Source organism: Methanobacterium veterum, from assembly GCF_000745485.1.
In the GTDB taxonomy this organism is placed as follows: domain Archaea; phylum Methanobacteriota; class Methanobacteria; order Methanobacteriales; family Methanobacteriaceae; genus Methanobacterium_D; species Methanobacterium_D veterum.
In genome coordinates this window covers 18953-40432 of record NZ_JQJK01000015.1, presented here as the reverse complement: position 1 = coordinate 40432, position 21480 = coordinate 18953, and the positions used below count along the sequence as shown (strand labels likewise).

27 protein-coding genes are annotated in these 21480 nt (G+C 34.0%); 10 read left to right on the top strand and 17 right to left on the bottom strand.

Annotation, left to right across the window (positions count from 1 at the left end; genetic code table 11):
- Positions 1-4: 4 nt before the first annotated feature.
- From EJ01_RS07475 to EJ01_RS07460, 4 genes are all read right to left on the bottom strand, one after another.
- The gene (locus tag EJ01_RS07475; RefSeq protein ID WP_048082086.1) at positions 5-775 is read right to left on the bottom strand and encodes an EFR1 family ferrodoxin; all 771 of its coding nucleotides are present in this window, start codon (positions 773-775) and stop codon (positions 5-7) included.
- 99 nt (positions 776-874) lie between these two features.
- Positions 875-1426 carry a nitroreductase family protein gene (locus EJ01_RS07470; protein WP_048082085.1) on the bottom strand — a complete coding sequence of 184 codons (552 nt, stop codon included), beginning with the start codon at positions 1424-1426 and terminating at the stop codon, positions 875-877.
- Between the two features lie 143 nt (positions 1427-1569).
- Positions 1570-1998: a flavin reductase family protein gene (locus EJ01_RS07465; protein ID WP_052375959.1), complete on the bottom strand. Its 429-nt coding sequence runs from the start codon at positions 1996-1998 to the stop codon at positions 1570-1572.
- 445 nt (positions 1999-2443) lie between these two features.
- Positions 2444-3214, bottom strand: coding sequence for a carboxymuconolactone decarboxylase family protein (locus EJ01_RS07460; protein ID WP_048082084.1), 771 nt, complete (start codon positions 3212-3214; stop codon positions 2444-2446).
- A gap of 143 nt (positions 3215-3357) precedes the next feature.
- On the opposite strand from EJ01_RS07460, the gene EJ01_RS07455 reads away from it, so the two are divergent.
- Positions 3358-3639, top strand: coding sequence for a PadR family transcriptional regulator (locus tag EJ01_RS07455; protein WP_084689175.1), 282 nt, complete (start codon positions 3358-3360; stop codon positions 3637-3639).
- Between the two features lie 108 nt (positions 3640-3747).
- Here the strand turns inward: EJ01_RS07455 and EJ01_RS17510 are convergent, their stop codons facing one another.
- The 9 genes from EJ01_RS17510 to EJ01_RS07415 all read right to left on the bottom strand — a co-directional run bounded on the left by EJ01_RS17510 (position 3748) and on the right by EJ01_RS07415 (position 13239).
- Entirely contained in the window at positions 3748-3903 is a 156-nt protein-coding gene (locus EJ01_RS17510; protein WP_169740447.1) for a hypothetical protein, read from the bottom strand.
- A gap of 148 nt (positions 3904-4051) precedes the next feature.
- On the bottom strand, positions 4052-4501 hold the full coding sequence (locus tag EJ01_RS07450; protein ID WP_048082083.1) for an SRPBCC domain-containing protein: 450 nt from the start codon (positions 4499-4501) through the stop codon (positions 4052-4054).
- Between the two features lie 71 nt (positions 4502-4572).
- On the bottom strand, positions 4573-5334 hold the full coding sequence (locus EJ01_RS07445; RefSeq protein WP_048082082.1) for a flavodoxin family protein: 762 nt from the start codon (positions 5332-5334) through the stop codon (positions 4573-4575).
- 45 nt (positions 5335-5379) lie between these two features.
- On the bottom strand, positions 5380-6669 hold the full coding sequence (locus EJ01_RS07440) for a GMC family oxidoreductase N-terminal domain-containing protein (protein WP_048082081.1): 1290 nt from the start codon (positions 6667-6669) through the stop codon (positions 5380-5382).
- Positions 6666-7271: an L-2-amino-thiazoline-4-carboxylic acid hydrolase gene (locus EJ01_RS07435; RefSeq protein WP_048082080.1), complete on the bottom strand. Its 606-nt coding sequence runs from the start codon at positions 7269-7271 to the stop codon at positions 6666-6668. Before EJ01_RS07435 ends, EJ01_RS07440 begins: the two co-directional genes overlap by 4 nt.
- Positions 7268-10051, bottom strand: coding sequence for an AMP-binding protein (locus EJ01_RS07430; RefSeq protein WP_245611172.1), 2784 nt, complete (start codon positions 10049-10051; stop codon positions 7268-7270). Before EJ01_RS07430 ends, EJ01_RS07435 begins: the two co-directional genes overlap by 4 nt.
- Positions 10033-11265: a polysaccharide pyruvyl transferase family protein gene (locus tag EJ01_RS07425; RefSeq protein WP_048082078.1), complete on the bottom strand. Its 1233-nt coding sequence runs from the start codon at positions 11263-11265 to the stop codon at positions 10033-10035. The genes EJ01_RS07430 and EJ01_RS07425 overlap by 19 nt, the downstream gene beginning before the upstream one ends.
- Before the next feature lie 139 nt (positions 11266-11404).
- On the bottom strand, positions 11405-12586 hold the full coding sequence (locus tag EJ01_RS07420) for a DUF116 domain-containing protein (RefSeq protein ID WP_048082077.1): 1182 nt from the start codon (positions 12584-12586) through the stop codon (positions 11405-11407).
- An 11-nt stretch (positions 12587-12597) separates the two neighbouring features.
- Positions 12598-13239: a TetR/AcrR family transcriptional regulator gene (locus tag EJ01_RS07415; protein ID WP_048082076.1), complete on the bottom strand. Its 642-nt coding sequence runs from the start codon at positions 13237-13239 to the stop codon at positions 12598-12600.
- A gap of 441 nt (positions 13240-13680) precedes the next feature.
- Here EJ01_RS07415 and EJ01_RS07410 point away from each other — a divergent pair, with 441 nt between their 5' ends.
- Complete coding sequence (locus EJ01_RS07410) at positions 13681-13992, top strand: hypothetical protein (RefSeq protein WP_048082075.1); 312 nt, start codon at positions 13681-13683, stop codon at positions 13990-13992.
- Between the two features lies 1 nt (position 13993).
- Here the strand turns inward: EJ01_RS07410 and EJ01_RS17260 are convergent, their stop codons facing one another.
- Complete coding sequence (locus EJ01_RS17260; RefSeq protein WP_157203587.1) at positions 13994-14131, bottom strand: hypothetical protein; 138 nt, start codon at positions 14129-14131, stop codon at positions 13994-13996.
- 354 nt (positions 14132-14485) lie between these two features.
- Here EJ01_RS17260 and EJ01_RS07405 point away from each other — a divergent pair, with 354 nt between their 5' ends.
- From EJ01_RS07405 to EJ01_RS07390, 4 genes are all read left to right on the top strand, one after another.
- A complete protein-coding gene (locus EJ01_RS07405) occupies positions 14486-14953 on the top strand; it encodes a pyridoxamine 5'-phosphate oxidase family protein (protein ID WP_048082074.1) in 468 nt (155 codons plus the stop codon).
- Between the two features lie 7 nt (positions 14954-14960).
- Complete coding sequence (locus tag EJ01_RS07400) at positions 14961-15560, top strand: NAD(P)H-dependent oxidoreductase (RefSeq protein ID WP_048082073.1); 600 nt, start codon at positions 14961-14963, stop codon at positions 15558-15560.
- Between the two features lie 28 nt (positions 15561-15588).
- Entirely contained in the window at positions 15589-16404 is an 816-nt protein-coding gene (locus EJ01_RS07395; RefSeq protein ID WP_048082072.1) for a DNA-formamidopyrimidine glycosylase family protein, read from the top strand.
- Positions 16405-16654: 250 nt separating this feature from the next.
- Positions 16655-17311: a DUF5612 domain-containing protein gene (locus EJ01_RS07390; RefSeq protein ID WP_048082071.1), complete on the top strand. Its 657-nt coding sequence runs from the start codon at positions 16655-16657 to the stop codon at positions 17309-17311.
- Between the two features lie 14 nt (positions 17312-17325).
- Here the strand turns inward: EJ01_RS07390 and EJ01_RS07385 are convergent, their stop codons facing one another.
- The 3 genes from EJ01_RS07385 to EJ01_RS07375 all read right to left on the bottom strand — a co-directional run bounded on the left by EJ01_RS07385 (position 17326) and on the right by EJ01_RS07375 (position 18780).
- Entirely contained in the window at positions 17326-17610 is a 285-nt protein-coding gene (locus EJ01_RS07385; protein ID WP_048082070.1) for a hypothetical protein, read from the bottom strand.
- A gap of 196 nt (positions 17611-17806) precedes the next feature.
- Positions 17807-18106 carry a hypothetical protein gene (locus EJ01_RS07380; RefSeq protein WP_048082069.1) on the bottom strand — a complete coding sequence of 100 codons (300 nt, stop codon included), beginning with the start codon at positions 18104-18106 and terminating at the stop codon, positions 17807-17809.
- A gap of 383 nt (positions 18107-18489) precedes the next feature.
- Complete coding sequence (locus EJ01_RS07375) at positions 18490-18780, bottom strand: hypothetical protein (RefSeq protein WP_048082068.1); 291 nt, start codon at positions 18778-18780, stop codon at positions 18490-18492.
- 285 nt (positions 18781-19065) lie between these two features.
- Here EJ01_RS07375 and hcp point away from each other — a divergent pair, with 285 nt between their 5' ends.
- The 4 genes from hcp to EJ01_RS07355 all read left to right on the top strand — a co-directional run bounded on the left by hcp (position 19066) and on the right by EJ01_RS07355 (position 21461).
- On the top strand, positions 19066-20550 hold the full coding sequence (gene hcp / locus EJ01_RS07370) for a hydroxylamine reductase (RefSeq protein ID WP_084689174.1): 1485 nt from the start codon (positions 19066-19068) through the stop codon (positions 20548-20550).
- A 140-nt stretch (positions 20551-20690) separates the two neighbouring features.
- On the top strand, positions 20691-20879 hold the full coding sequence (locus EJ01_RS07365; protein WP_048082067.1) for a hypothetical protein: 189 nt from the start codon (positions 20691-20693) through the stop codon (positions 20877-20879).
- Positions 20880-20907: 28 nt separating this feature from the next.
- The gene (locus EJ01_RS07360) at positions 20908-21123 is read left to right on the top strand and encodes a ferredoxin (protein WP_048082066.1); all 216 of its coding nucleotides are present in this window, start codon (positions 20908-20910) and stop codon (positions 21121-21123) included.
- Between the two features lie 17 nt (positions 21124-21140).
- Positions 21141-21461 (top strand): cupin domain-containing protein, encoded by a 321-nt coding sequence (locus EJ01_RS07355; protein ID WP_048082065.1) that lies wholly within the window; start codon positions 21141-21143, stop codon positions 21459-21461.
- Positions 21462-21480: the final 19 nt, after the last annotated feature.

Here is a 21480-nt window from a genome sequence, read left to right as displayed (position 1 = left end):
TCTCCTAATTACTAAAGTCTACATTGGGGTTTACATAACGTCCCCGTTTTTCTGTGGCATTGCCGTATTGAATTGCCCTTGTAGGACATCTGTTGATACATGCACTGCAGTGGCTGCATTTTTCAGTTACCCATTCTGGCTTTCTAGATGAAAGCTGAATTGCTCCAGAAGGACATATCTCTTCACATAAGCCGCAGCGGGTACATGCATCAGTAGCATAAAATTTTTTAGTCTTGCGGTAAGTTCCATATAATTTATATGCAACCGGAGACAATAGGGCAAAATAACCACGATCGGAGACAAAATTACCTTTTTTATTAACTTCCAAAAATCCAACTATTTTTTCTATTTGTTTTTCTGCCTCTCGAAGGGTTAAATCCTGTTTTTCCTTATCTGGTGTATCGTACATTATGACATAGTTACTGGGCATTTTAATTGAAAAAGCACTGTTTAACTGGAGATTTTTCTGTTTAAGCTTATCTGCAACCATTTTATCTGCATGCCCAATGGATCCGCCGCATGTGACAACAGTGTAAATAAATGGACTTCCATTGCTTTCTATTGTTAGATTGTCCATAAATTCAGCTACAATTGTAGGCAGTCCATAAAAATAAACTGGAAACACTATACCTACCTTTTCACCATCAGATACCTTATATTTAAAGTGTTTTTCATTTAATGCACCAGCCATATCAACGAGTTCCCCTTCACCAGCTTCATGCAGCTTTTGGGCAACGTAGAGTGAGTTTCCAGTGCCTGAAAAATAAAAAATCATTTAATTTCCTCCATAGTCAGGTTGCTGAAATATTTAATCAGTTAAATTATTTTCATATCATATCATTATAATTTATGATTTTTATGAGCATGACTAAATTTATTTTATATAATCCACTACATTTTTATTCCTTTCAGGGGCCACGTTATTAGAAGAACCCTTGTAGCCGAAGCAGACTGCATAATAAGGCTCATAATCTTCAGGCAGGTTAAATTTTGCAACATTTTCAGGATTTTCGAAGAAAAATTTAACAAGACCAATCCAGCAGGAACCAATATCCAGACTTTCTGCAGCAATTAACATGTTTTGAATGGCTGCACAGCAGTCGACAAGTGGAGATATTGCATCTTTTTTCCCAGAAACCACCACTACAGTTGGAGCGTTGTAAAAAAGATGTAAATGCTCGGATTTTCCCATATTAACCATCCAGTCAACTGATGATTCTGCCATTAACTTTTTAGATTCTGCACTCATTTCATCAATTAGTTCTTTATTCTGTATAACCGTGAAGTGCCATGGCTGATCGTTATGTCCCGTTGGAGCATATACGGCCGCTTCGAGTATCATATCAAGTTCTTCATCCTTAATCTGTTCTGGAAGGTATTTTCTAATACTTCTTCTACTTTTAATAGTTTCTAAAACATTATTCAATTTATCACTACCCTAATTTTAGTTATTATATTCATTAATCTGCATTTAATCCCATATATAACCTTTTTATTTTAAAATAATAATTATTAAGTGATTAAATTCCATTTAAAGGTTTTAAAATCAATTTTTAAATAAAGATAATTTCAACATGAACTCTCTATCCATTTCGCATCCAGAATTTCACCTGTAAAACTGGTACATAATCCCATTTTAGTTGCATTAACAAGTTTACATTCTAAAGCTAGGGGAAACTCCCTGACATATGGGGCATCTACAAGTTCACTTTTAACAGGAGTTAATCCACTTGAGGTAAATTTATCTTCATGTTTTCCACATTCTATTTTTAAATCATCTATTTCATCAATATAAGTCTGAGATGGGATATTTACAGTAAAAGCTTCCTTATATAAAATATTTTTATGTGTACTGGTAGTTTCTTTTATAGAAATTGAAATATGCTGAGGATCAGAACATGACATCTCCCTTAATATAGCATTTATAGCATTTGGATTACCTTCTTCATCATAAGTTCCAATTATAAAAATTGGAGTTGCGTATCTACTTCTTTTCATATTATCATCACCATAAAATTAAGATTTAACCCTAAAAACTCTGTGATTCGAGAATTTTAGGATTTGTAGTGTACAAGATAATAATTGAGCAGCATACTGAATGGTTTACCTCCCTTTTTCATTATTCTGCATCAATCATTTCACCGTATTCTATTTCCAGCTGACATCCTTTAGGGCCGCAGCACCAGTGTGGTAAATCAAATTCTACTAGCACAATTTCACCTCCTCTTCTTTTTATGTAGTATTGGTTATCCGATAGATAGTATTTATAATTATCGGTTATACGATAACTAAAAAAATTTTTATAAAAATATACTTTAAGAAGCTAAATGGAATTGCTCCTATGGTTTAAAAACAAATTCACAAGTATATTGAAACTTAAAATTCAATACACGTACAATAAAAATTATAGTCAGTTAACAGACACATCAATATATTGAACCATTTAAAGATCTGTAAACACTTTTTTTGCCACAGCAATACCATTTAATGATGCAGGAAATCCAGCATAAATATTCATAAGCACTATGGTTTCAATTATTTCTTCTTTTGTTAATCCAACATTTAATCCGGCACCAATATGAAAAGCAAGCTGAGTTTCAGCCGTACCTATAGCAGTAAGTGCCGCAATTGTGGCAATCTGTCTCATTTTAACATCTAAATTTTTTCTGCTGTAAATATCCCCATAACCATACGCAACGATATATTCAACCATATCTGGAGCAGTATCATCCAGGTTATCCTTTAATATCTGCACCTGATCACTTTTTAACTTAGATAACTCTTCAGATCCAGTAGAAAATCTATCTCCACTTTTATCATTCTTAACAGGAGTTACAGTTATGTTTCGATCCTTTACAACTTCCTTCAGCACATTAACTGCATTTAATGAGCTTGGAAACCCGCTGTAACTCGACATCTGTATTATAACTTCCATAATTTCTTCTACAGAACACCCCACGTTTAGTGCCCCATTGATATGGACTTTTAATTGAGGTGCAGCATTTCCCATTGCAGTTAATGCCGCTACAACTGCAATCTCTTTTTGCCTTAAATCAGTGCCGTCTCTAGAATAAATATCTCCAAACCCATATTCAATAATATATTTACCTAAATCAGGAGCAATATCTTTTAAACTTTCTAACACTACTTCTCCTGCCTTTCCATCAACTTCTTCTAATTTTGACCATCCTCTTTCATATCTATCATTTTCCATCGTATTATGCTCCAAATTTTCTAATGTTATTAATAATACCCGTGCTACCACTTATAATTATCGGTTTCCCAATATCGGATATACGATAGATAGAAAAAATTATTTAATTGAACACCAAATATACCAGCATGAAATGTTGTGAAATGAAAGGCTATTTAACATACCTCATACTATGGATTATAGGTAAAAATAGCATGAACGGGGCTGAAATTGGCAGAGAATTGGAAAAACGGAGAGGTACAAAACCAAGTCCCGGCACTATATATCCCGCACTTAAGGAATTGAAAAAAAAAGGCCTGATTGAAATTGACGAAAATAAAAATTATTCTTTAACTCCAGAAGGTAAAAAAGAGTTAAAATCATCCTGTAAATTTTTCTGCAATATATTTTACGATATAAAAGAAATGTCGGATTTTTGTGAATAGACCTAAAAATTTAAAGAATATACTTACTTAAATAAGATTATTTCAAAAGGATCTGATCTTAAACAAAGAAAATCAAAATATGAGGATTTGCAGCAGAGCGTTCTACCATCAACTAATAGGATGAACATTTAGCTCTACTAAAATCCTTTCCCTTTCCTTTTTAAGTTCTTCCACTAATTTCTCATCACAATCTTCTTTTTTCTCTAAATATGCAAGTGTCATGGTTATAGCTTCAAGATACGCTTCGTTTGGATTTACAGACATATAAAAACCCCTTTAATATCAATATTAAATTTTAAAATTATATAGTTAATTGAATTATTTAAAAATTACTAACAGAATAAACAAACCGATAACATATCTGCAATTAAAGAATTTACTTATTTTAAATATAAATTTAAAATTATAAGCATTAATTAACTTGATTATTATATCTATTCTCCGCTTCCTCTTTTAAAGCTTGGTTCATCATTTCAAAACCAGATTCTGTATCTTTTAGTGTTCCAGAGAAAAATGGAACAAACAAGCCGCTGAATCTTTCTTTTTGTATAAATAACACTTTATTTCCACTTATTTCATCAATAACTAAACTATGCTCACCGTCGAACAGTTTTGGAATCCAAAAATTCCCCAACCACCTTAATTCTCTTTCTGGATTATAAGTTAATATTTTAGGACTAAATTTCATCCCATTTGAATTAGGAGGGATTATAAAAACTTCAATTTGCGCCCCTTCCTGCAGTTTTCCAGATATTTTCCGGATAAATGGGTTCCATCTCGAAAAATCATCGAAGTCTGTGAGAATACTCCAAACAACACTTGCAGAAGCGTTTATTTCGATTTCCGTATAGATCTCCTTCATAACATATAATATAATTATTATTAATCAAATAATTTGCTGACAATAAAAAAAAAGAATTTAAATTTAATTTTCTAACTCTTTGGCTCCATGTCCCTCATCATGAAAAATGCAAATTTCATGATTAATGGTGCAAATATCTTTTTTAAAGGACTTACATTAATATCATAAAAAAATTCGCCCTTATCTTTATAAAATTCAAGATCTGCTGGAAGATATCCCAGTTTAGAAGTTTCCTTCAAGAATCTAAAGTGCATGTACTGCATGAAATTTGGCGGCTGCCTTCCTTCCTGAAGTTTCTGGTAAAATTCCTCAGCTGCTTTACTTATGTTTTTCTCATTCTTTTTCTGGAGAGCATCAGACTGAGGCCACGGCGGGGTTATCACACTAAGTTCAACTGGAGTTCCAAATCCCCAGATTTGAAGCTTTTTAAGGTAGTCAATGGTCTCCTTTAACCCTCCCCCTGCACTGGTGGCTAAAACCATAAGTTTTTGATCAAAAAAGCGGGGCCTGTGGAAAACAAATGCAAATCTATCTATAAAATTCTTCATAAACCCGCTTACATTTTCACAGTATACAGGGGACGCGAGTATTACACCATCCGCCTCAAACATTTTATTTTCAATTTCCGCCCGACTATCTTTTATAGGGCATAATTCTTCACCTCTTTTAACGCAGTTAAAACATCCATTACACATCTTCAAATCTGCGTCTTTTAAAAATAAATACTCAAACTCAATGTTGCCCATTTGTTTCATTCTTTCTTCGACTTCCCTAGTAACTTTATAAGTGTTCCCATTCTTCTTAGGGCTCCCCATTATTGCAAGTATCCTCATTTAACCGCCTTCCATTTTTTTTATAATTATTGTTACATCGTTATTTCATTTATTAATCCCATATTTTTCAGATATCTTTCCTGCCACCCTACATGCCATAGCTGAAGCAAGTAATATTGTAGGTAAACCCTGCGAACGAGGTGCCAGTGATAAATCAGCTGCCCATAAACCTTCTGACAGCCATGAAGGCTTCATTAAATCAACATCATCTTTAGTAAGCGGTGCAGTGCCGCCCAGATGTCCTCCATTATGCACACCATTAACATAGGGGCCCGAAACACCAGCATATTCCATAATTTTTTTAGCTTCTCCAATCGCATCATCAAGACGGGCATAATCCTCTTTTTTTATGGTTTTATGCACTTTTCCATCTGCAAAAACTGCCCCCTCTTCTATATCTGCAAGTTTTACCATTACGCCGACTCTATCTTCTATAGATACATTTCTCCATGGTTTATGGAACCAGTGGGAAAGGATATCTAAATAAGGAGAGAGAATATAATCTTCATGCTTTGTATACCACACCATAGGTGGTTCTTTAATCTGATTTCCCCCTTTAAGAACTCCTCCCAATGTAAGGACGATATCAACCCATAAATTATCTTTAGCCGGCAGGCTTGATGCTTTTAATATCTGTGCTGTTCCAATTCCACCTGCAGCTAAAACTACAATATCTGATTTAATAGCCTTCGATCCTACAATAACTCCCTTAGCCTGGCCTTTTTCTATTATAACTTTTTTAACGGGCGAAGAAGTATATAACTTAGCGCCTGCATCAACTGCATCATTTAAAAACCTTCGAGAGTCCCACCGAGCGCCAGTAGTACATCCAAGTTCGCATAATCCGCAGGATACACATTTAATTGAATCAACAGCTTTAGGAGTGGCCTTTGGTTCTAATCCAAGTTTTTGAGCGGCTTCAAACATCTTTTCTGTTACAGGCTGCCACCTTTTCCGGGGAAATTCAGTTACGCCAATATCTTTTTCAATTTTTTCAAATTCAGGACTAAGATCTAAGCCTATTTCCTTTAAACCATGGTCTGCACGCACTATGTTACCGCATGAAAGTACAGTAGAGCCACCAGTGGTCATACCCCTAACAAGTACAAGATCATCCGATGAACGCATAGTGTCCATAGGTGGAAACATTCTCGTGATTGTTTTTTCATTTCCTAAAAGGCCGGTTCTCCTAAGAGGACCTGCTACCTGTAAAAGCCGTCTGAAAGGTTTAAATTCTTTTCCTGCTTCCAGAATTATTACTTCAAATCCAGCATTCACTAATTCACGTGCCGCTGTCGCCCCTCCAGCTCCAGTTCCTACCACTATTGCCCTCATATTTTTACCTCATTTATACAAGCTATACACTCAGGTGCTCCTTCAGTAATTCTTTCTTTAAATCGCATGCCCATATTTTTATTTAAACCGTACACTACCCCTTCATCTGCAGCACTTAAAATCATGCAGGACTCTGGAGAATAATATTTAGATAAAGAACACCTATTTACAATCATAAACATGTTTCCTTCTTTATTTTCTATTTTAAACTCTATTCCAAGTATTTTGTAAAGTATTCCCGCTGCAAGTTCAAGATCATTGAAATTATCTCCTACTCCAAGTTTTCGGCGGGCTTCCTGCCCTAATTTAAAACCAACTTCAAACATGGATTTTCTTCCAATTTTAACGGCTTTTTCACATCCTAACTCTTGAATTAATATTTTAACACGTTTATTATGTGCCATAGCCATTGAAGATCTTCTCTGCCCAAGTTTTCCCTTTGAAATTTCATGATTTTTAATAAATGTTTCCATTTTTGAAGGTGCATACTCTTTTAAAAGATCATCAAGCCCATTTATCGTTTTTCGAGATACATTGTCCAGTTCTCTCCTTAAAATGAAATCTGGAAGCCAAATTGAGGCAAGTTTTAGCCGGAAGCTCATAAATCCACCCCAATACTGCCAAAATGTAATATACTGTCAGGTTTAGTTCCAGATCCATAAATAAAATTAATAATGTCTTCATAACGCTTTGAAATAGATTTTCTTTTAAGTTTGAGGTTTGCAGTTAAATCAGTGCCTATTGAAAGATCATTATTTAAAACAACCCATTTTTTAATTTCTTCTGGACGAGAAAGTTGAGTATTTATTTCACTGATAGCTTCATCGATTCCTTCAAGATTTGACTCTGCCCATAAAAAAGCACTGCAGTAAGGCTTTCCATCACCAATTACCATGGCTTCTTCGATCCCAGAGATATTTTTAAGCATCACTTCGATTTTGAGGGGGCTTATTGTTTTCCCATAAGAATTAACCAGGACTTCCTTTCTACGGCCTGTAATTACAAGACTGTCTTCAGGGGTTTCATAGCCCAGATCACCAGTATGGAGCCATCCATCCTCTAAAGAATCCGAATCATCTTTAAAATAGCCCGACATTACCTGTGGTCCATTTATCAGTATTTCACCGTCCCCATCTATTTTAATATATGTATCAGGGAGAGGTTTACCTACTGTCCCTATTCTATTTTTTCCAACTCTGTTAATGGTTATAAGCGGCGCTTCGGTTAATCCATAGGCATTATGAACTTCAATACCCAGTTCATGATAGTATTTGAGTAGTTCATCACTTACAGGTGCAGAACCAACGATTAATTGAGCACACCGATCCAGGCCTGCCCTTTTAAGAATTTCCCTCCGGATTAATTTTCCCAGAACTGTCTTCAAGATTCCAGAAGAATTAAGGTAAATCTGCCCTATTTTGGATTCCAATACATTGCACCATACCTTTTCATAGAAACGTGGCACTGAAAAGAATACATTGGGCCTCACTTTCTGAAGAGATTCTTCAAGATCATGAAAATTTTCCAGAAAATAGAGGTTTAAAGATGCAGGAGCATAATAAGGAGCATAAGTTCCCATAATTCCCTCCACCACATGGTTCATCGGAAGAAACGAAAGGTAAGATATTTCACCGGTTCTATTCTTCCAAAGGGGCATAGAAGCTATGAATTCTGCCATCCAACGGAGGTTCCCGTGAGTGAACATAACTCCCCTAGGTTTTCCAGTTGTTCCAGAAGTATAACGTATAGTGGCAGTATCATCAAAGTTTAAAGGAACATCTATCATTTTATTTATTGTTTCGCCTTTTTTTAGGAATTCTTCCCATGAAACAATCTGTGAGCTATTATTTATACTTTGCCTGCATAGTGCGATGACTGAAATATGAGCATCAAATTCCTTTAAATCATCTAAAATTTGAGGAGTACCTGCAAAAAGAATTTTCGCACTGCTGTCGTCCAGTATTTCCTTAATTTCATTTAAAGGGCTCGTATAATAAATAGGTACGCTTACTGCGCCTATAATACCAATTGCAATATCTAATATGAGATACTTTGTACTGTTATAACCAGCCACTGCTACTTTATCTCCCTTGTTAACTCCCATGCTCTGAAGGGCTTTTGAAGCAGATATTATGTTTTGATAAATGTCAGTTGCACTGGATTCTTTAATTTCACCTTTAACGATGTCATAATATTTAACAGGCCTGCTGTTCCTTTGAAGTCTGAATAAAACCTGTTCATGAACTGTACGATCAGATCTATGTAAGAAACCATGATAAACAGCGAATTCAAGGAGTTTAGGTAGGAAATTCTGCCATTTATATCTATATGGCCCCATTATTTCCCCGGCATTATCTCTCAAGTATTCTCTATTTTCATTAAAATAAGGAGAAAGAGTATTCACTGTTTCAAGTAATTTACCTGTTCCTTTTCCAAATAAATAGGCGTTAGATGAGATTTTTTGGAGTAATGAGGTATTTAATGGCATGTAAATTGGAGTACTAATCTTAATATCCATATTCTCATCACTCCATTTCCTTACAAATTCAATAAGTTCTTCAAGGGTAGGGAGTGATTCAACAGGTGCAGTTAAGTGAAAAGTCTTATTTACAGCCTCCCGATCAAAAGTAAGCTTTACAATTGAATCTGCAACGTAATCTACAGGCACTAAATTTATTTTCATTGATCTGGAAACAGGAATTATTTTTAATTTTCCGCTTAAATAAAGCCTGAGAGGCACATATACAGTATTAAATGTTTTAATGTATCCTGTAGAAGAATCACCTACAATCATACTTGGACGAAAGATAGATACCTCAAATCCAGATTTTCTCACAAGGACCTCACTTTCAAACTTGGTCTTTTCATAATCACTTAAAAACCCATATTTTGAGGTCAAAGAATCCTCAGATACAACGCCTTTTTTTCCACCTGCAACATAAGCTGTAGATACATGAGAAAATCTTTCTAATCCATGGTCTTCATGAGCTAACTGAGCTAATTTGAGCATATTTTCAGTTCCATGCACGTTGATTTTCTGGAGTTCCTCAAGGGAAGATTTTAATTTCCAGTCTGCAGCCGTGTGAATTATATGAGTAACCGTTTGAATCAGGTTTTTATATTCCTGATTTTCTATTCCTAATTCAGTTCGGGTAATATCCCCATTTAATACATGAATTCTATTACCTAATTCATCCAAAAGTTCTGGAAATTCCCACCATGCTCGAGAAAGCCTGTTTGTAGCATGTTGTTTATCATTACCCCTTATTAAAGCTATAATTTTATAGTTATAACTCCTGAGAAGTCTTAGGGCAACTTGAGTACCTAAAAATCCATTTGCCCCTGTTAAAAGTACAACTTTATTCATGTTTTCACTTTCCACCCTCTCTCCTGGAGAAAACCCTTAAGAATTTCGGGGTTTTTATGAGCACGGCCAATGTGCTGAATGAACCCATCTTTCAGTAGTCCCTGTTGTGTTTTGGGATTCTCAAGCAGTTCATTAACTTTCTCCTTTAATTTGTACCAGATTTCAGACGACATGTAATCTAATAAATAATTTTCTAACCCCAATTCTTTATAAAATCCTCTAAGACGAGTATCATGTCCTATAGCTATCTGTGGAACCTGAGCTTCAAGCGATAAGACACCGGCATGATAACGAGAAGTTACAAGAAGTTCAAGACTCCTGAGGATATTTGTCATTGTAGATGCATTGTACTTTCTTGATGAAAATATCTTTACCATTTCAGGCTTCTTCATTTTGTTTTTTATACATACAGCCAGTGGTTCATCCAGTTCTTCCATACAAATTAATGCCACCCTTTTACCATATTTTTCAATTATACGGTCCGCTTCTTCAGCCCATTTAAGAGCTAATTGTTCGCTTCCATCAACTCTCGATTTTGAACGTGAATAATAGTAAGGCCACTTATACAGGTTCTCCTTTTTGCCCCATGGCCGCATCACCACTGGCCACAAATAAAAATCAATTGGTGCCAGACCCACCACTCCCGAATCTAATTCTGGCCATATTTCCTTTAAAATTTCATCATCTTCTTTTTCAGTTTTGAATGTAAATGCACAATCAGCCGTTGTCCTGATAGGAGCTTTAACCCCTATTTTTTGGAGTTCATGGGCTGCGGATTCAGTTCTAGTTAAAATCAGATCAGTTTTGCTGGCTTCTCGTTTAACTAACCACCGGTTAAAAGAAGATAAATGACCTACATCCACTGCATATGCAATACTTGGCTTTTTAAAATCTTTTGCACATTTAGTAGCCCATAAAAAAGCCCATAAAAGCGCTGAAGTCCATGTATCCATGTAACAGCTCCCCTCAATCAGCAAGAGAACATCATGTTCTTTAACCAATTTCCTTATATCAAAAAAGAAAATCGAAGATATTGGAGCAACCTTCAAAAACTTGTCCTCTTTAAGGTAACGTTCTAAATTTTCTTTATTTAATGTTGGAACAGTAATAAGGGCTTTATTACCAAGAATTACCCTTATATCCTCAATTATAGCAAGTAATCTTGCTTCAGATCCCGTGTTATTGGCACCGTTGTATCCAAGTAAAAGAACTTTAAGATTTTTCTTCATGATAAATTCCCGATATCGTTATTTTTAAAATTGTTCAACAAATATAAATAGGTTAACATAAACTCGCAGCATAGTTGCAATAATAAACGACTAATCATTTTCCACGAAATAAGATTACTTAATGAACAATTCATCAACTCTAAATTGTATAAGACAGTGGTTCTACATGATTCAATTTATCAGTGTGGAGTAGCGTCATTAACTGGTTTAAATTAATAGAAGTTGGGAAACCTTTTTCGTCCCAGTGGTTTTTACAGCTAGAATAATCTAAAAGAACGCACTGTGCAGGAATTCCAAGAGATACTGCTTTCCATCCACCTGCAATTAAGTTAGGTACACATGCAACACCTATAATTCCCAGTTCATTTCTGTCTTCTTCTGTACTTTTTGAAAATGCAGAAGATTCATGGGAAACTATATAAACTTCAAAGTCGTGTTCATCACCCATTTTCGTTAATTCATTTACATTACAATTTTTTGAGCATCCCATACATTTTAACCCAAGATCAGTATCTTGTGCTCTACATTTGGCCCTTGCAGAGTATTTCATACAGCCAGGTAAGATTATAGCCTTTCTTGGTCTTTTTTCAAATTCTTTTCTAAATGAACGGTTCATGATTTCTGCTCCGACCATGTTCAGATGATATTCCACTTCCCTTCGGCCGCAAAAAATCACATCTTCTTGAAAAAGGTGTTCGTGATGTTTTTCAGCTAAAAATTTGTTTACATTTGCTGTGTACTGGCCAAGAACAAGTTTACTTTTGTATTCAAACCAGTCCGCAAATAGAAAAGCATTTGCTAAATACTGCGAAGCGATTTCAGGATCTTTAGCATTTAAAAAGTCTTTCCAAATTTCTAAACGTTTTAATTCCTGGTTAAAATCTCCTGCTGCCTTAAGATATGCTAAAATCTTTTTAAAGTTGACTACAGTTAAATCAGGTGAATCACTATTTTCAGATAGTAGAAATGGTTTCATTATCATTCCACGTATAATATCTATAGTTTCTTTTGCTGGCTCGTTTTGATTACGTTCTTTAACCAAGTTTTCCAGTATTTTTTGTGGATTTTTATCCAAATTAGCAGCCTTTGCACTGTACACTCTCCAGAATACTCCAAGCATTAAAAATTCAAATACATATTCATTGTAGCTGCTTATTTTACCCATATTAGTTTCTTCAATGTAGGACATGAAATCTGATATTACCTGTGTTTCAAAACCTTCAAATCCATTTAAAACATCATCTGCAAATGAGTTAATCTCATTATAATACTTATTAGAATTTTTTTGATTTCCTTTAAGAGAATACGTGATAGTTTCCATTTTAATAGCTCCTAAACCTTTATAGCTTTCAAAAGGAATTCTGCATGGTTATTCATCTTGTCCAAAGCTAGATCCATAAATGAATCAAAGTCTTCATCATATTTTAAGACAAAATACTCAAAGAAGAGGTATATCGCAAATGAAAAATATTCATACGCCAGTGTTCTGGGATTAAATGGCTTTATAAACCCTTTTTCTATCATTTTAGTGAAAATAGCTTCCCAAAAATTTATCGGTTCTTCTAAAAGCTCTTTTTTGTAGAAATTCCTTATTTTTTCATTATGATACATCTCAATAGAAACTAAACGCCAGATTTTTTCCATTTTAGGAGTATTAACCTGTTCTATAAATATCCGGGCCCCTACTTCAAAAAACACTTCAGGACCCTGATCCATTAATAAATCCCCTTCTTCTTCAGGCGGACCGCTTTGCTGAAGTTCAAACATGAAATAATCAATGATAGCATCTAATATCGCCTCTTTATTCCGATAATGATTGTATATTGAACTTTCCCTTATTCCAACCTCTCTTGCAATTTCACGAACTGAAACTCCATCAAATCCTTTTTGTGAGAAAAGATCGAGGGATACATCAAATATTTTTTCTTTAGTTGATTTTTTTTCAGTTTTTGAGTCAGTAGCTTGATTTTTCATAAAATTCCATCCCATTTAACTAACGTTCGTTAGCTTCTGAATATACCTGTATATGTTCTACTATTTAAAGCTAACGAACGAACGTTAGTACACCGCAGTTTGAACCCATAAAAAAAATGAACTGGTAAGGGTAAATTAGCTTAAAAATGAATAATGCCATTATATTTCCATAATTTTAAGTTTAAATATTTGCATACGCAAAAATAAGGTCATAAATACGCCAAATATGTGAAATAAACTGAATAAATCTCTTTAAATTATTTAAATATCCTCAATTTTAGGGATTTACCAGATTGTCAGTGGAAACATATTTACATAAAAAGATACATAATAGTAATCAGGTAGTTTTTTTTAATATTTTAAATATACCTCATTAAAACTGTAAAATTTGAAAATTGATTCTAAAATTGATTATTGACACGAAATTAGGAAAAAAAATCAATGGGGACATATTCATCTAAAATAAGTTTAGGAGGGAACAAAGTAATGGATATAAACCAATTAAATAGTAAAAGGAATGACATATTAGGGGAATTAAAGGCATATGAGGAACTCCAACTTGGATTAGAACAAATAAGTAAATATAATAGGGAAAATCACACAAACGACCAGTTAAAAGTATATACTACTGCCTACGAACCACATCTTGAAGAAATAACAGAATTAAGTGTTGCAGAAAAGATTGAAAAATTAACCAACAATCTGTTAACATTATCCGAAAAAATTAACACTCTAAAGATGAATTCCAAATAATCTAGCCTGATTTATGTTTATGGGAACAGATTGTAAATTCTTCATCTTTTAATTCAACTGAATATTTAACCAAATACTGTTTTTGCCCCGTTTCAGTCATTACCAGATATACGTCCACCCCTTCATCACTGATTATCATCTGATTATAACATGGACGTGCATCACCGCGTAATTTTCAGTAGTTGCCGTTCCAGAATTCAATACTACCCTATTTTCCATTGTCCACCTATTGGAACATGTTTTTCGTTTAAAAAGTAGATTATAATCTATTGCTAATTAGTGTACTAATCTGCAAAATTTAATATTTGTTTTAAAATGCATTAAACACATAACACCTCAATAACCTCTTTTTTATAAATAAAGTTATTATAATTTCAATTTTTAAATTTCAATTAGATTAATTCATTGAAAAAAACCAATTAATTATAATAACAATTTTTTATATTAAAATAAATTAAAATATGATTATACCCATAATAAATGAAAGATAGCCATGAGAAGAAGTGATAAAGAAATAAAAGATAAAAAATGCATAGAATGGATACTAAAAAAAGCAACAGTATGTCGAATTGCCCTTTGTGACAGTGAAATCCCCTATATTGTGCCTATGACCTTTGGATTTGAAGAAAACAGCATTTATCTTCATTCAGCACGTGAAGGGTTAAAAATTGACATAATAAGAAAAAACAACCAAATCTGTTTTGAAGCAGACATTGAAACAGAAATTTTAACTGCAGATAATGCCTGCAGCTGGGGAATGAAATATTACAGTGTAATTGGTTTTGGAAAGGCTCATTTTATAGAAAATGAAAAGCAAAAAAAAGATGCATTAGATATAATAATGCAAAAATACAGTAACAAACCAAATGAAACATTTGAATATTCAAAATCAGCTCTTGATAAAACCACTGCAATTAAAGTGGAAATTGAGAGTTTAACAGGGAAAAAATCAGGATATTAGTGATTAGATGAATATAATAGTAGTTTTAGGTCATCCTACAAAAGGAAGCTTTAATCATGCCATTGCAGATACCGTGGCATTCAAATTACGTGAAAATGGTCATGAAGTAACATATCATGATCTGTATACTGAAAAATTTGATCCATTACTTTTAGGTGAAGAAATCCCTAAAAATGCAGAATTAGACCCTAATATTGAAAAACACTGCAAAGAAATTAGAGATGCAGATGGAATAATTATCATACATCCCAATTGGTGGGGACAGCCTCCAGCTATTTTAAAAGGTTACATAGATCGAATAATACGTGCAGGGGTGGCTTATGAGTTTTTAGAAGGTGATAATGGAGAAGGAGTCCCAAATGGCCTGTTAAAAGCTGAAACTGCCATTGTATTTAACACGTCCAATACACCAGAGAAAAGAGAACTGGACGTATTTGGCGATCCACTTGAGACAATCTGGAAAAACTGTATCTTTGACTTATGTGGTGTGAAAAATTTTTACAGGAAAATGTATGGAGTCATTGTTACAAGTAGCACAAATGAACGGCAGTTATGGCTTGAAGATGTTGAAAAAACTGTTGATAAATATTTCCCACCAGAAAAATGAAAATTACATCAAATTATGAGGAATTAAAATGGCAGAACTACCCGAAATTATGGTTTTAAGCAGGCAGATGAATGATGAGCTGAAATCCAAAGGAATTAAATCAGTTGATGTAATACAGGAAAAATGCCTGAATATGGACGTTGGCAGTTTTAAAGAGAGAATAACTGGTAAAACTATTAAAAAAGTGTATAATAAAGGAAAATGGATCTTTTTTGAACTTACAGATAGCTACCATCTTTTATTGAACCTCGGAATGGGAGCAGACATCCTATATCATAATCTTGATGAATGTTCCGCAGAAGAATACCAGTGCCGTTTTAATTTTACAGATAATTCAGGGTTTACATGCAAGTTCTGGTGGTTTGGACATATAGATCTAGTCTCAGATAAAGAACTTTCAGAGCATAAAGCAACCCAAGATATAGCTATTTCCCCGTTAGATTCTAATTTTACTCTTGATTACTTTAAAAAAGTCTGCAGTGGTCGGGCTATGATTAAAAATATAATTTTAAATCAGAAGAAAATTGGAGGAATCGGAAATGTTTATATTCATGATATCCTTTTTAAATCAAAACTTCATCCCAAAAAAACGGCCAATTCTTTAGAACCATCACAAATCAATGATCTATTCCAAATTATGGTAGAAAATCTTAAATATTCACTTGATAAAAAAGGACTGGCATATGAAAAAGATTTTTACGGGAAAAATGGAGAATTCAGTAAAGATTACTTTTTAGTAGCATACAAAGAAGGAGAAAAATGTCCCGATTGCGGCAAAATCATTGAAAAAATAAAAACAGGAAGTACATCTTCTTATATCTGCCCAGAGTGCCAGAAGCTATAGAAATTTAGTGCTACCTAAAGAAGACATGGGTAATTTATTAACTTATAAGTGATAGAGTTCAATATTAATTGAAAAATTACACTTCTTACATTTAAAAAATAAGTTTAAAATTCAGTATTTTAGTGAACAAGATGCTTATTAACCTCTAAAATTTATATAATTAGTTGAATAGATTTAATCATATTTAAAACAAGATTATAATTAGTAATTTAATTATTCATTACAAATTCATTATTATTATGTGATTCAAATGGAAAAGATTGCAATTACAATAAAATCTGTAAATAAACCAGGTGTTTTGAGGGATATTACAGATTTAATGGCAAAATGCGGGATAAATATTATATATACTCATCTTTTTGTGGAAAAAGATGAATCTGCTTCAGTATATATGGAACTAGAAGATGTTAAGAACAGGGAAGAACTTAAAAAGAATATTTTGAAGTTTGAAGCTGTTGATCACATCGAAATTCATCCTTCCTTAACTGAAATATACGGAAAAAGGATCATAATAATTGGAGGAGGAGCTCAGGTTGCTCAGGTTGCCCAAGGGGCCATAACTGAGGCAGATCGGCATAATATAAGGGGCGAACGCATTAGTGTCGATACAATACCCCTTGTAGGAGAAGAAGAACTTGCAGATGCAGTGTATGCTGCAGGAAGACTTCCAAGGGTAGAAGCACTGGTTCTTGCAGGATCACTTATGGGTGGTAAAATTTCAGACGCAGTTGCAGAAATTAAAGAAGATCACGGCGTAATTGTAATAAGCCTTAATATGCCAGGAAGTGTTGTAAAAAATGCAGATTTAGTGGTAACAGACCCTGTTCAAGCAGGCGTTATGGCAGTTATGGCTGTTGCAGATACTGCAGTTTTTAATATAAAAAAGGTTAAAGGAAAAAAATTTTAATTTTAAAAAAAAGATTAACTCATCTCTATTGCCCTAATCAATATGCTAGCGGTGTTTTTAAGCTCTGGATCTTTTATATCTCCACTTTCTCTTATTTGAAGCGCCATTTTAAGGACCTTACTCACATCATCCGGTTTAAGATTTTCGGCCATTTCAAGATAGGTTTGATCCCTGTCTGTATCTACTTTAATTTTCTCTTTGTCTATCAGTTCCAGCATGACTTTGCACGCACCCATTACATCTCCACTTCCAGCACTTTCTTCACATTTTTTCACAAGTTCAACAGATTTGGAATCCATCTTTTATCACCAATTATATATATTGTGTTATAATTGGATTTATAGATGATTATTACTCAAAATGAGTTAAATAATATTTAATAAAGATTTTTATTCCAATATAATGATTATAAAAAGTTAATTTAGTAAAAATAATGATTTAATAGGTTATATTCATAAATAAAAAAATATAAGTAGGTTTATTTAGTTTAATCTGCTAAAGCATTTCTATTGCTCTAATTAGTCTTGCTGCAGCATTTCTAACATCAGTATCATCTATGTCTCCACTGTCCCTTACTATAAATGCAATTCTAAGAACCTGTGGTACGTCTTCCTTCTTAATATTTTGAGCCATTTGAATATATGACTCTCCAGGCTCGTCTTTGAGCACCACATTTCCGCGATCCATTTCTTCTAAAAGGACCTGACATGCACCCATTGTGCTTGTGTCTACTTCTTTATCTTCACATTTTCTTATTAAGCTTTTAGCATTTTCATCAAGAGGTATCTGTTTCATATTACCACATTCCCAATTTTAAATAAATATTATCAGAATCTAAAGTGATTCAATAGCTCTAATTAACCTATTAACCGCTATTTTAAGCTCAGGTTCAATTTTATTTCTTTAATTTTAAATGCCATTATAAGGATTTTAGTGACGTCTTCAGGTTTAATATTTTGAGCCATTTCAATGTAAGATTCATCTGACCTGCATTCATTAGTAAAGCCTATGTCTCACCTATCTATTTCTTCAAGAAGAATCCTGCATGCCCCCATAACAGTCGTATCTACTCCTTTATCCTCACATTTTTTATCAATTTTAATGCATTTTCATCAAAATGTAATTTCTTGTGAGCATATCATCAGTATGAGTAGCCCATTTAGAAATATAAAATAGAGTTAAAACTGTTCTATGGCCCTAATTAACCTGTTTGCAGCAATTTTCATTTCAGGACTTACATTTGGTCGCTCCTTGATTTTAAATGCCATCTTAAGAACATTTGGTACATCTTCAGGTGCAATATTTTGAGCCATCTGAATGTATGATTCATCTGGTTTGTCTTCACCTAAGTCTATTTCTCCCCTATCCATTTCTTCAAGAAGGACAGTGCAAGCACCCATAACGCTTGTATCTACTTCCTTATCTTCGCATTTTTTTATCAGCTTTAACGCATTTTCATCCAGTTCCATATTACCACCATTATTTTATTTGATCCTCAAATGATTTAAATTTAATACTTATTGAATAAATCATATTATTATTTAAAGCATTAGAACTTGATTAATACTTTATCAAAAATTCTAAATACAACAAAAAACAAAATCTATATTGAAAAAATGATTCTAACAATTTAAATAAATATTAAAGCATTTTATATCATTTTTATTAGATAAAAATGATTTATAACTCATTAAAATATCTACTTCTTACTATACTATAAAATTTACACATAAAATAATATGGGAGGTAATTAAGTGAAAAAATACCGTTGTTTAGCATGTGAATATGTATATGACCCTAAAAAAGGAGATCCAGATAATGGAATAGACCCTGGAACTGCTTTTGAGGACCTACCAGATGATTGGATATGTCCAGTATGCGGGGTGGGAAAGGATCAGTTTGAAGCAATGGAAGAAGAAGAAAAAAAAGAAGTTAAAAAAGAAGAACAGGAAATGTTCTGCTATCAATGCTCCCAAACAGCGAGAGGAACCGGTTGTACTATACAAGGAGTGTGTGGAAAAAGTGCTACAGCTGCAAGGCTCCAAGATAACTTATTATTTGCAATCAAAGGAATATCCGCCTATCTTTACCATGCCCGAGAACTTGGATATACAGACCCTGAAGTAGATGCATTCATGGAAAGAGGTTTTTACTCAACTCTTACCAATGTCAATATTGACGTTCCAGAGCTAATAAATCTGGCCCTTGAAGCAGGAAAAATGAATATTAAAACAATGCGGCTTCTTAAAACTGCATTAATCGAAACTTATGGAGAACCAACCCCCGTCCAGGTTAGTACCGGGACAAAAAAAGGTAAAGGGATAGTTGCAACCGGCCACAACCTTAAAGCACTAGAAGAAGTGTTAAAACAGACCGAAGGAACTGGAATAAATGTTTATACACATTCAGAACTCCTTCCAGCACATGGATACCCTAAATTAAGGAAATATAAACACCTTGCAGGTCAACTTGGTAAATCCTGGTTTGATCAGAGGGAAGTATTTTCAAAATATCCCGTCGCAATCCTTGGAACATCAAACTGCGTACTGCCTCCAAGAGATGATTATAAAGACAGGATGTTTACTACAGGAGTTGCTAGATTAACTGGCGTGCAGCATATTGATGGTTACGACTTCTCATCACTTATTGAAAAAGCTAAATCATTACCTGAACTCCCAGAGGAACCTGGAGACACAATTTATTCAACCGGATTTGGAGCATCAACAGTCCTTTCACTCGCACCGAAGATTAAAGAACTCGTAGAAGCAGGAAAAATAAGGAGATTCTTCCTGGTTGGAGGATGTGACGCCCCACTTGCAAAATCACCATATTATACCGAATTTGTGCAGAAATTACCTAAGGACACAGTTGTTTTAACCCTTGCCTGCGGCAAATTCAGAATGAACCAGCTGCCTCTCGGAGATATTGAAGGAATTCCGCGTTTAATAGATATAGGGCAATGTAATGATGCAATAGTAGGTATTGACATTGTAACTGCACTTTCAGACCTCTTCGGGCTTGAAATAAATGAACTTCCATTAACCATTGTTTTAAGCTGGATGGAACAGAAAGCAGCAGCAATCCTGTGGAGTTTACTGTACCTTGGAATTAAAGGAATTTATCTGGGCCCAATAGCTCCAGCATGGGTAAATGAAGACATCATGAATTTCCTTGTTGAAAACTACGACATCAAACCAATTAGTACTCCTGAAAAAGATATTAAAGAGATTTTAGGGTAATTAAACCCTCACTCGAAAATCAAGATTTTCCATGCCCCAACACATTTTGTGTTAGGGGTCACATTTTCCCGCATAATTTGTTCTATTCAATACGAAAAATATTTTTATTACCTGCTTTAATAATTAATAAGGTGATTTAAATGACAGATGATCCCAACATTGACAAGGAGTTTGAAGCCCAGTTAAAAGGTAAAATGGGCTGGAAATGTGCCTGTTCTCTAGATATTGTTGATAATGAATCCACCCTCAGATCTGTTACGTGTAAAAAGTGTGGTAAAACCTTTAAAACTAATAGAGATACAGAATTTTGCTTTAAATGTGCAAAATAAAATTTTTAATTAAATTTTAGGTGAAAACATGGCAAAGGTAGAACTGGAAAGGATGATGTGTATATCCTGTGGAAACTGTATTGATATATGCCCCGACTTCTTTGAATTTGCTGATGACGGGCTTTCCCATTTAAAAGCACTGGAAAATACAGAAGAAACTGAAGAAATAGAAGTTGAAGACCCAGCTTGCTGCACACAAGCAGAAGAGCTCTGCCCTGTAAGTATCATACATGTTTATGATTAAGTTCAGGAGGGTAAAAAATGGAAGATATTAAAGGAAAAGTATTAAAAACTGCGGATTTAATTGAATACCAGGATGGTTCTGTTGTAAGCCGTGAGATAATAAGAAAAGACACAGGTACAGTAACCATATTTGCTTTTGATAAAGGGGAAGGGCTAAGCGAGCACACAGCCCCCTTTGACGCCATGGTTCAAATTATAGACGGTAAAGCCGAAATCACTATCTCAGGCAATAAAAATGTCTTAGAAACAGGTGAAATGATTATAATGCCTGCAAATGAGCCCCATGCATTGACGGCACTTGAAAAATACAAAATGGTCCTGACAATGATACGGTCTTAAATTTAATAACTTTTTTTAC

Excerpts from the sequence above, each read along its gene's own strand:
- EJ01_RS07395 (WP_048082072.1), top strand. The coding sequence starts at position 15,589 with ATGGCAGAACTACCCGAAATTATGGTTTTAAGCAGGCAGATGAATGAT.
- EJ01_RS07390 (WP_048082071.1), top strand. The coding sequence starts at position 16,655 with ATGGAAAAGATTGCAATTACAATAAAATCTGTAAATAAACCAGGTGTT.
- EJ01_RS07355 (WP_048082065.1), top strand. The coding sequence starts at position 21,141 with ATGGAAGATATTAAAGGAAAAGTATTAAAAACTGCGGATTTAATTGAA.
- EJ01_RS07385 (WP_048082070.1), bottom strand. The coding sequence starts at position 17,610 with ATGGATTCCAAATCTGTTGAACTTGTGAAAAAATGTGAAGAAAGTGCT.
- EJ01_RS07405 (WP_048082074.1), top strand. The coding sequence starts at position 14,486 with ATGAGAAGAAGTGATAAAGAAATAAAAGATAAAAAATGCATAGAATGG.
- EJ01_RS17510 (WP_169740447.1), bottom strand. The coding sequence starts at position 3,903 with ATGTCTGTAAATCCAAACGAAGCGTATCTTGAAGCTATAACCATGACA.
- EJ01_RS07460 (WP_048082084.1), bottom strand. The coding sequence starts at position 3,214 with ATGGAAAATGATAGATATGAAAGAGGATGGTCAAAATTAGAAGAAGTT.
- EJ01_RS07445 (WP_048082082.1), bottom strand. The coding sequence starts at position 5,334 with ATGAGGATACTTGCAATAATGGGGAGCCCTAAGAAGAATGGGAACACT.
- EJ01_RS07455 (WP_084689175.1), top strand. The coding sequence starts at position 3,358 with ATGAAAGGCTATTTAACATACCTCATACTATGGATTATAGGTAAAAAT.
- EJ01_RS07400 (WP_048082073.1), top strand. The coding sequence starts at position 14,961 with ATGAATATAATAGTAGTTTTAGGTCATCCTACAAAAGGAAGCTTTAAT.
- EJ01_RS07435 (WP_048082080.1), bottom strand. The coding sequence starts at position 7,271 with ATGAGCTTCCGGCTAAAACTTGCCTCAATTTGGCTTCCAGATTTCATT.
- EJ01_RS07465 (WP_052375959.1), bottom strand. The coding sequence starts at position 1,998 with ATGAAAAGAAGTAGATACGCAACTCCAATTTTTATAATTGGAACTTAT.
- EJ01_RS17260 (WP_157203587.1), bottom strand. The coding sequence starts at position 14,131 with ATGATAATCAGTGATGAAGGGGTGGACGTATATCTGGTAATGACTGAA.
- EJ01_RS07475 (WP_048082086.1), bottom strand. The coding sequence starts at position 775 with ATGATTTTTTATTTTTCAGGCACTGGAAACTCACTCTACGTTGCCCAA.
- EJ01_RS07380 (WP_048082069.1), bottom strand. The coding sequence starts at position 18,106 with ATGAAACAGATACCTCTTGATGAAAATGCTAAAAGCTTAATAAGAAAA.
- EJ01_RS07420 (WP_048082077.1), bottom strand. The coding sequence starts at position 12,586 with ATGGAAACTATCACGTATTCTCTTAAAGGAAATCAAAAAAATTCTAAT.
- EJ01_RS07415 (WP_048082076.1), bottom strand. The coding sequence starts at position 13,239 with ATGAAAAATCAAGCTACTGACTCAAAAACTGAAAAAAAATCAACTAAA.
- EJ01_RS07365 (WP_048082067.1), top strand. The coding sequence starts at position 20,691 with ATGACAGATGATCCCAACATTGACAAGGAGTTTGAAGCCCAGTTAAAA.
- EJ01_RS07410 (WP_048082075.1), top strand. The coding sequence starts at position 13,681 with ATGGGGACATATTCATCTAAAATAAGTTTAGGAGGGAACAAAGTAATG.
- EJ01_RS07440 (WP_048082081.1), bottom strand. The coding sequence starts at position 6,669 with ATGAGGGCAATAGTGGTAGGAACTGGAGCTGGAGGGGCGACAGCGGCA.
- EJ01_RS07450 (WP_048082083.1), bottom strand. The coding sequence starts at position 4,501 with ATGAAGGAGATCTATACGGAAATCGAAATAAACGCTTCTGCAAGTGTT.
- EJ01_RS07425 (WP_048082078.1), bottom strand. The coding sequence starts at position 11,265 with ATGAAGAAAAATCTTAAAGTTCTTTTACTTGGATACAACGGTGCCAAT.
- EJ01_RS07375 (WP_048082068.1), bottom strand. The coding sequence starts at position 18,780 with ATGGAACTGGATGAAAATGCGTTAAAGCTGATAAAAAAATGCGAAGAT.
- EJ01_RS07360 (WP_048082066.1), top strand. The coding sequence starts at position 20,908 with ATGGCAAAGGTAGAACTGGAAAGGATGATGTGTATATCCTGTGGAAAC.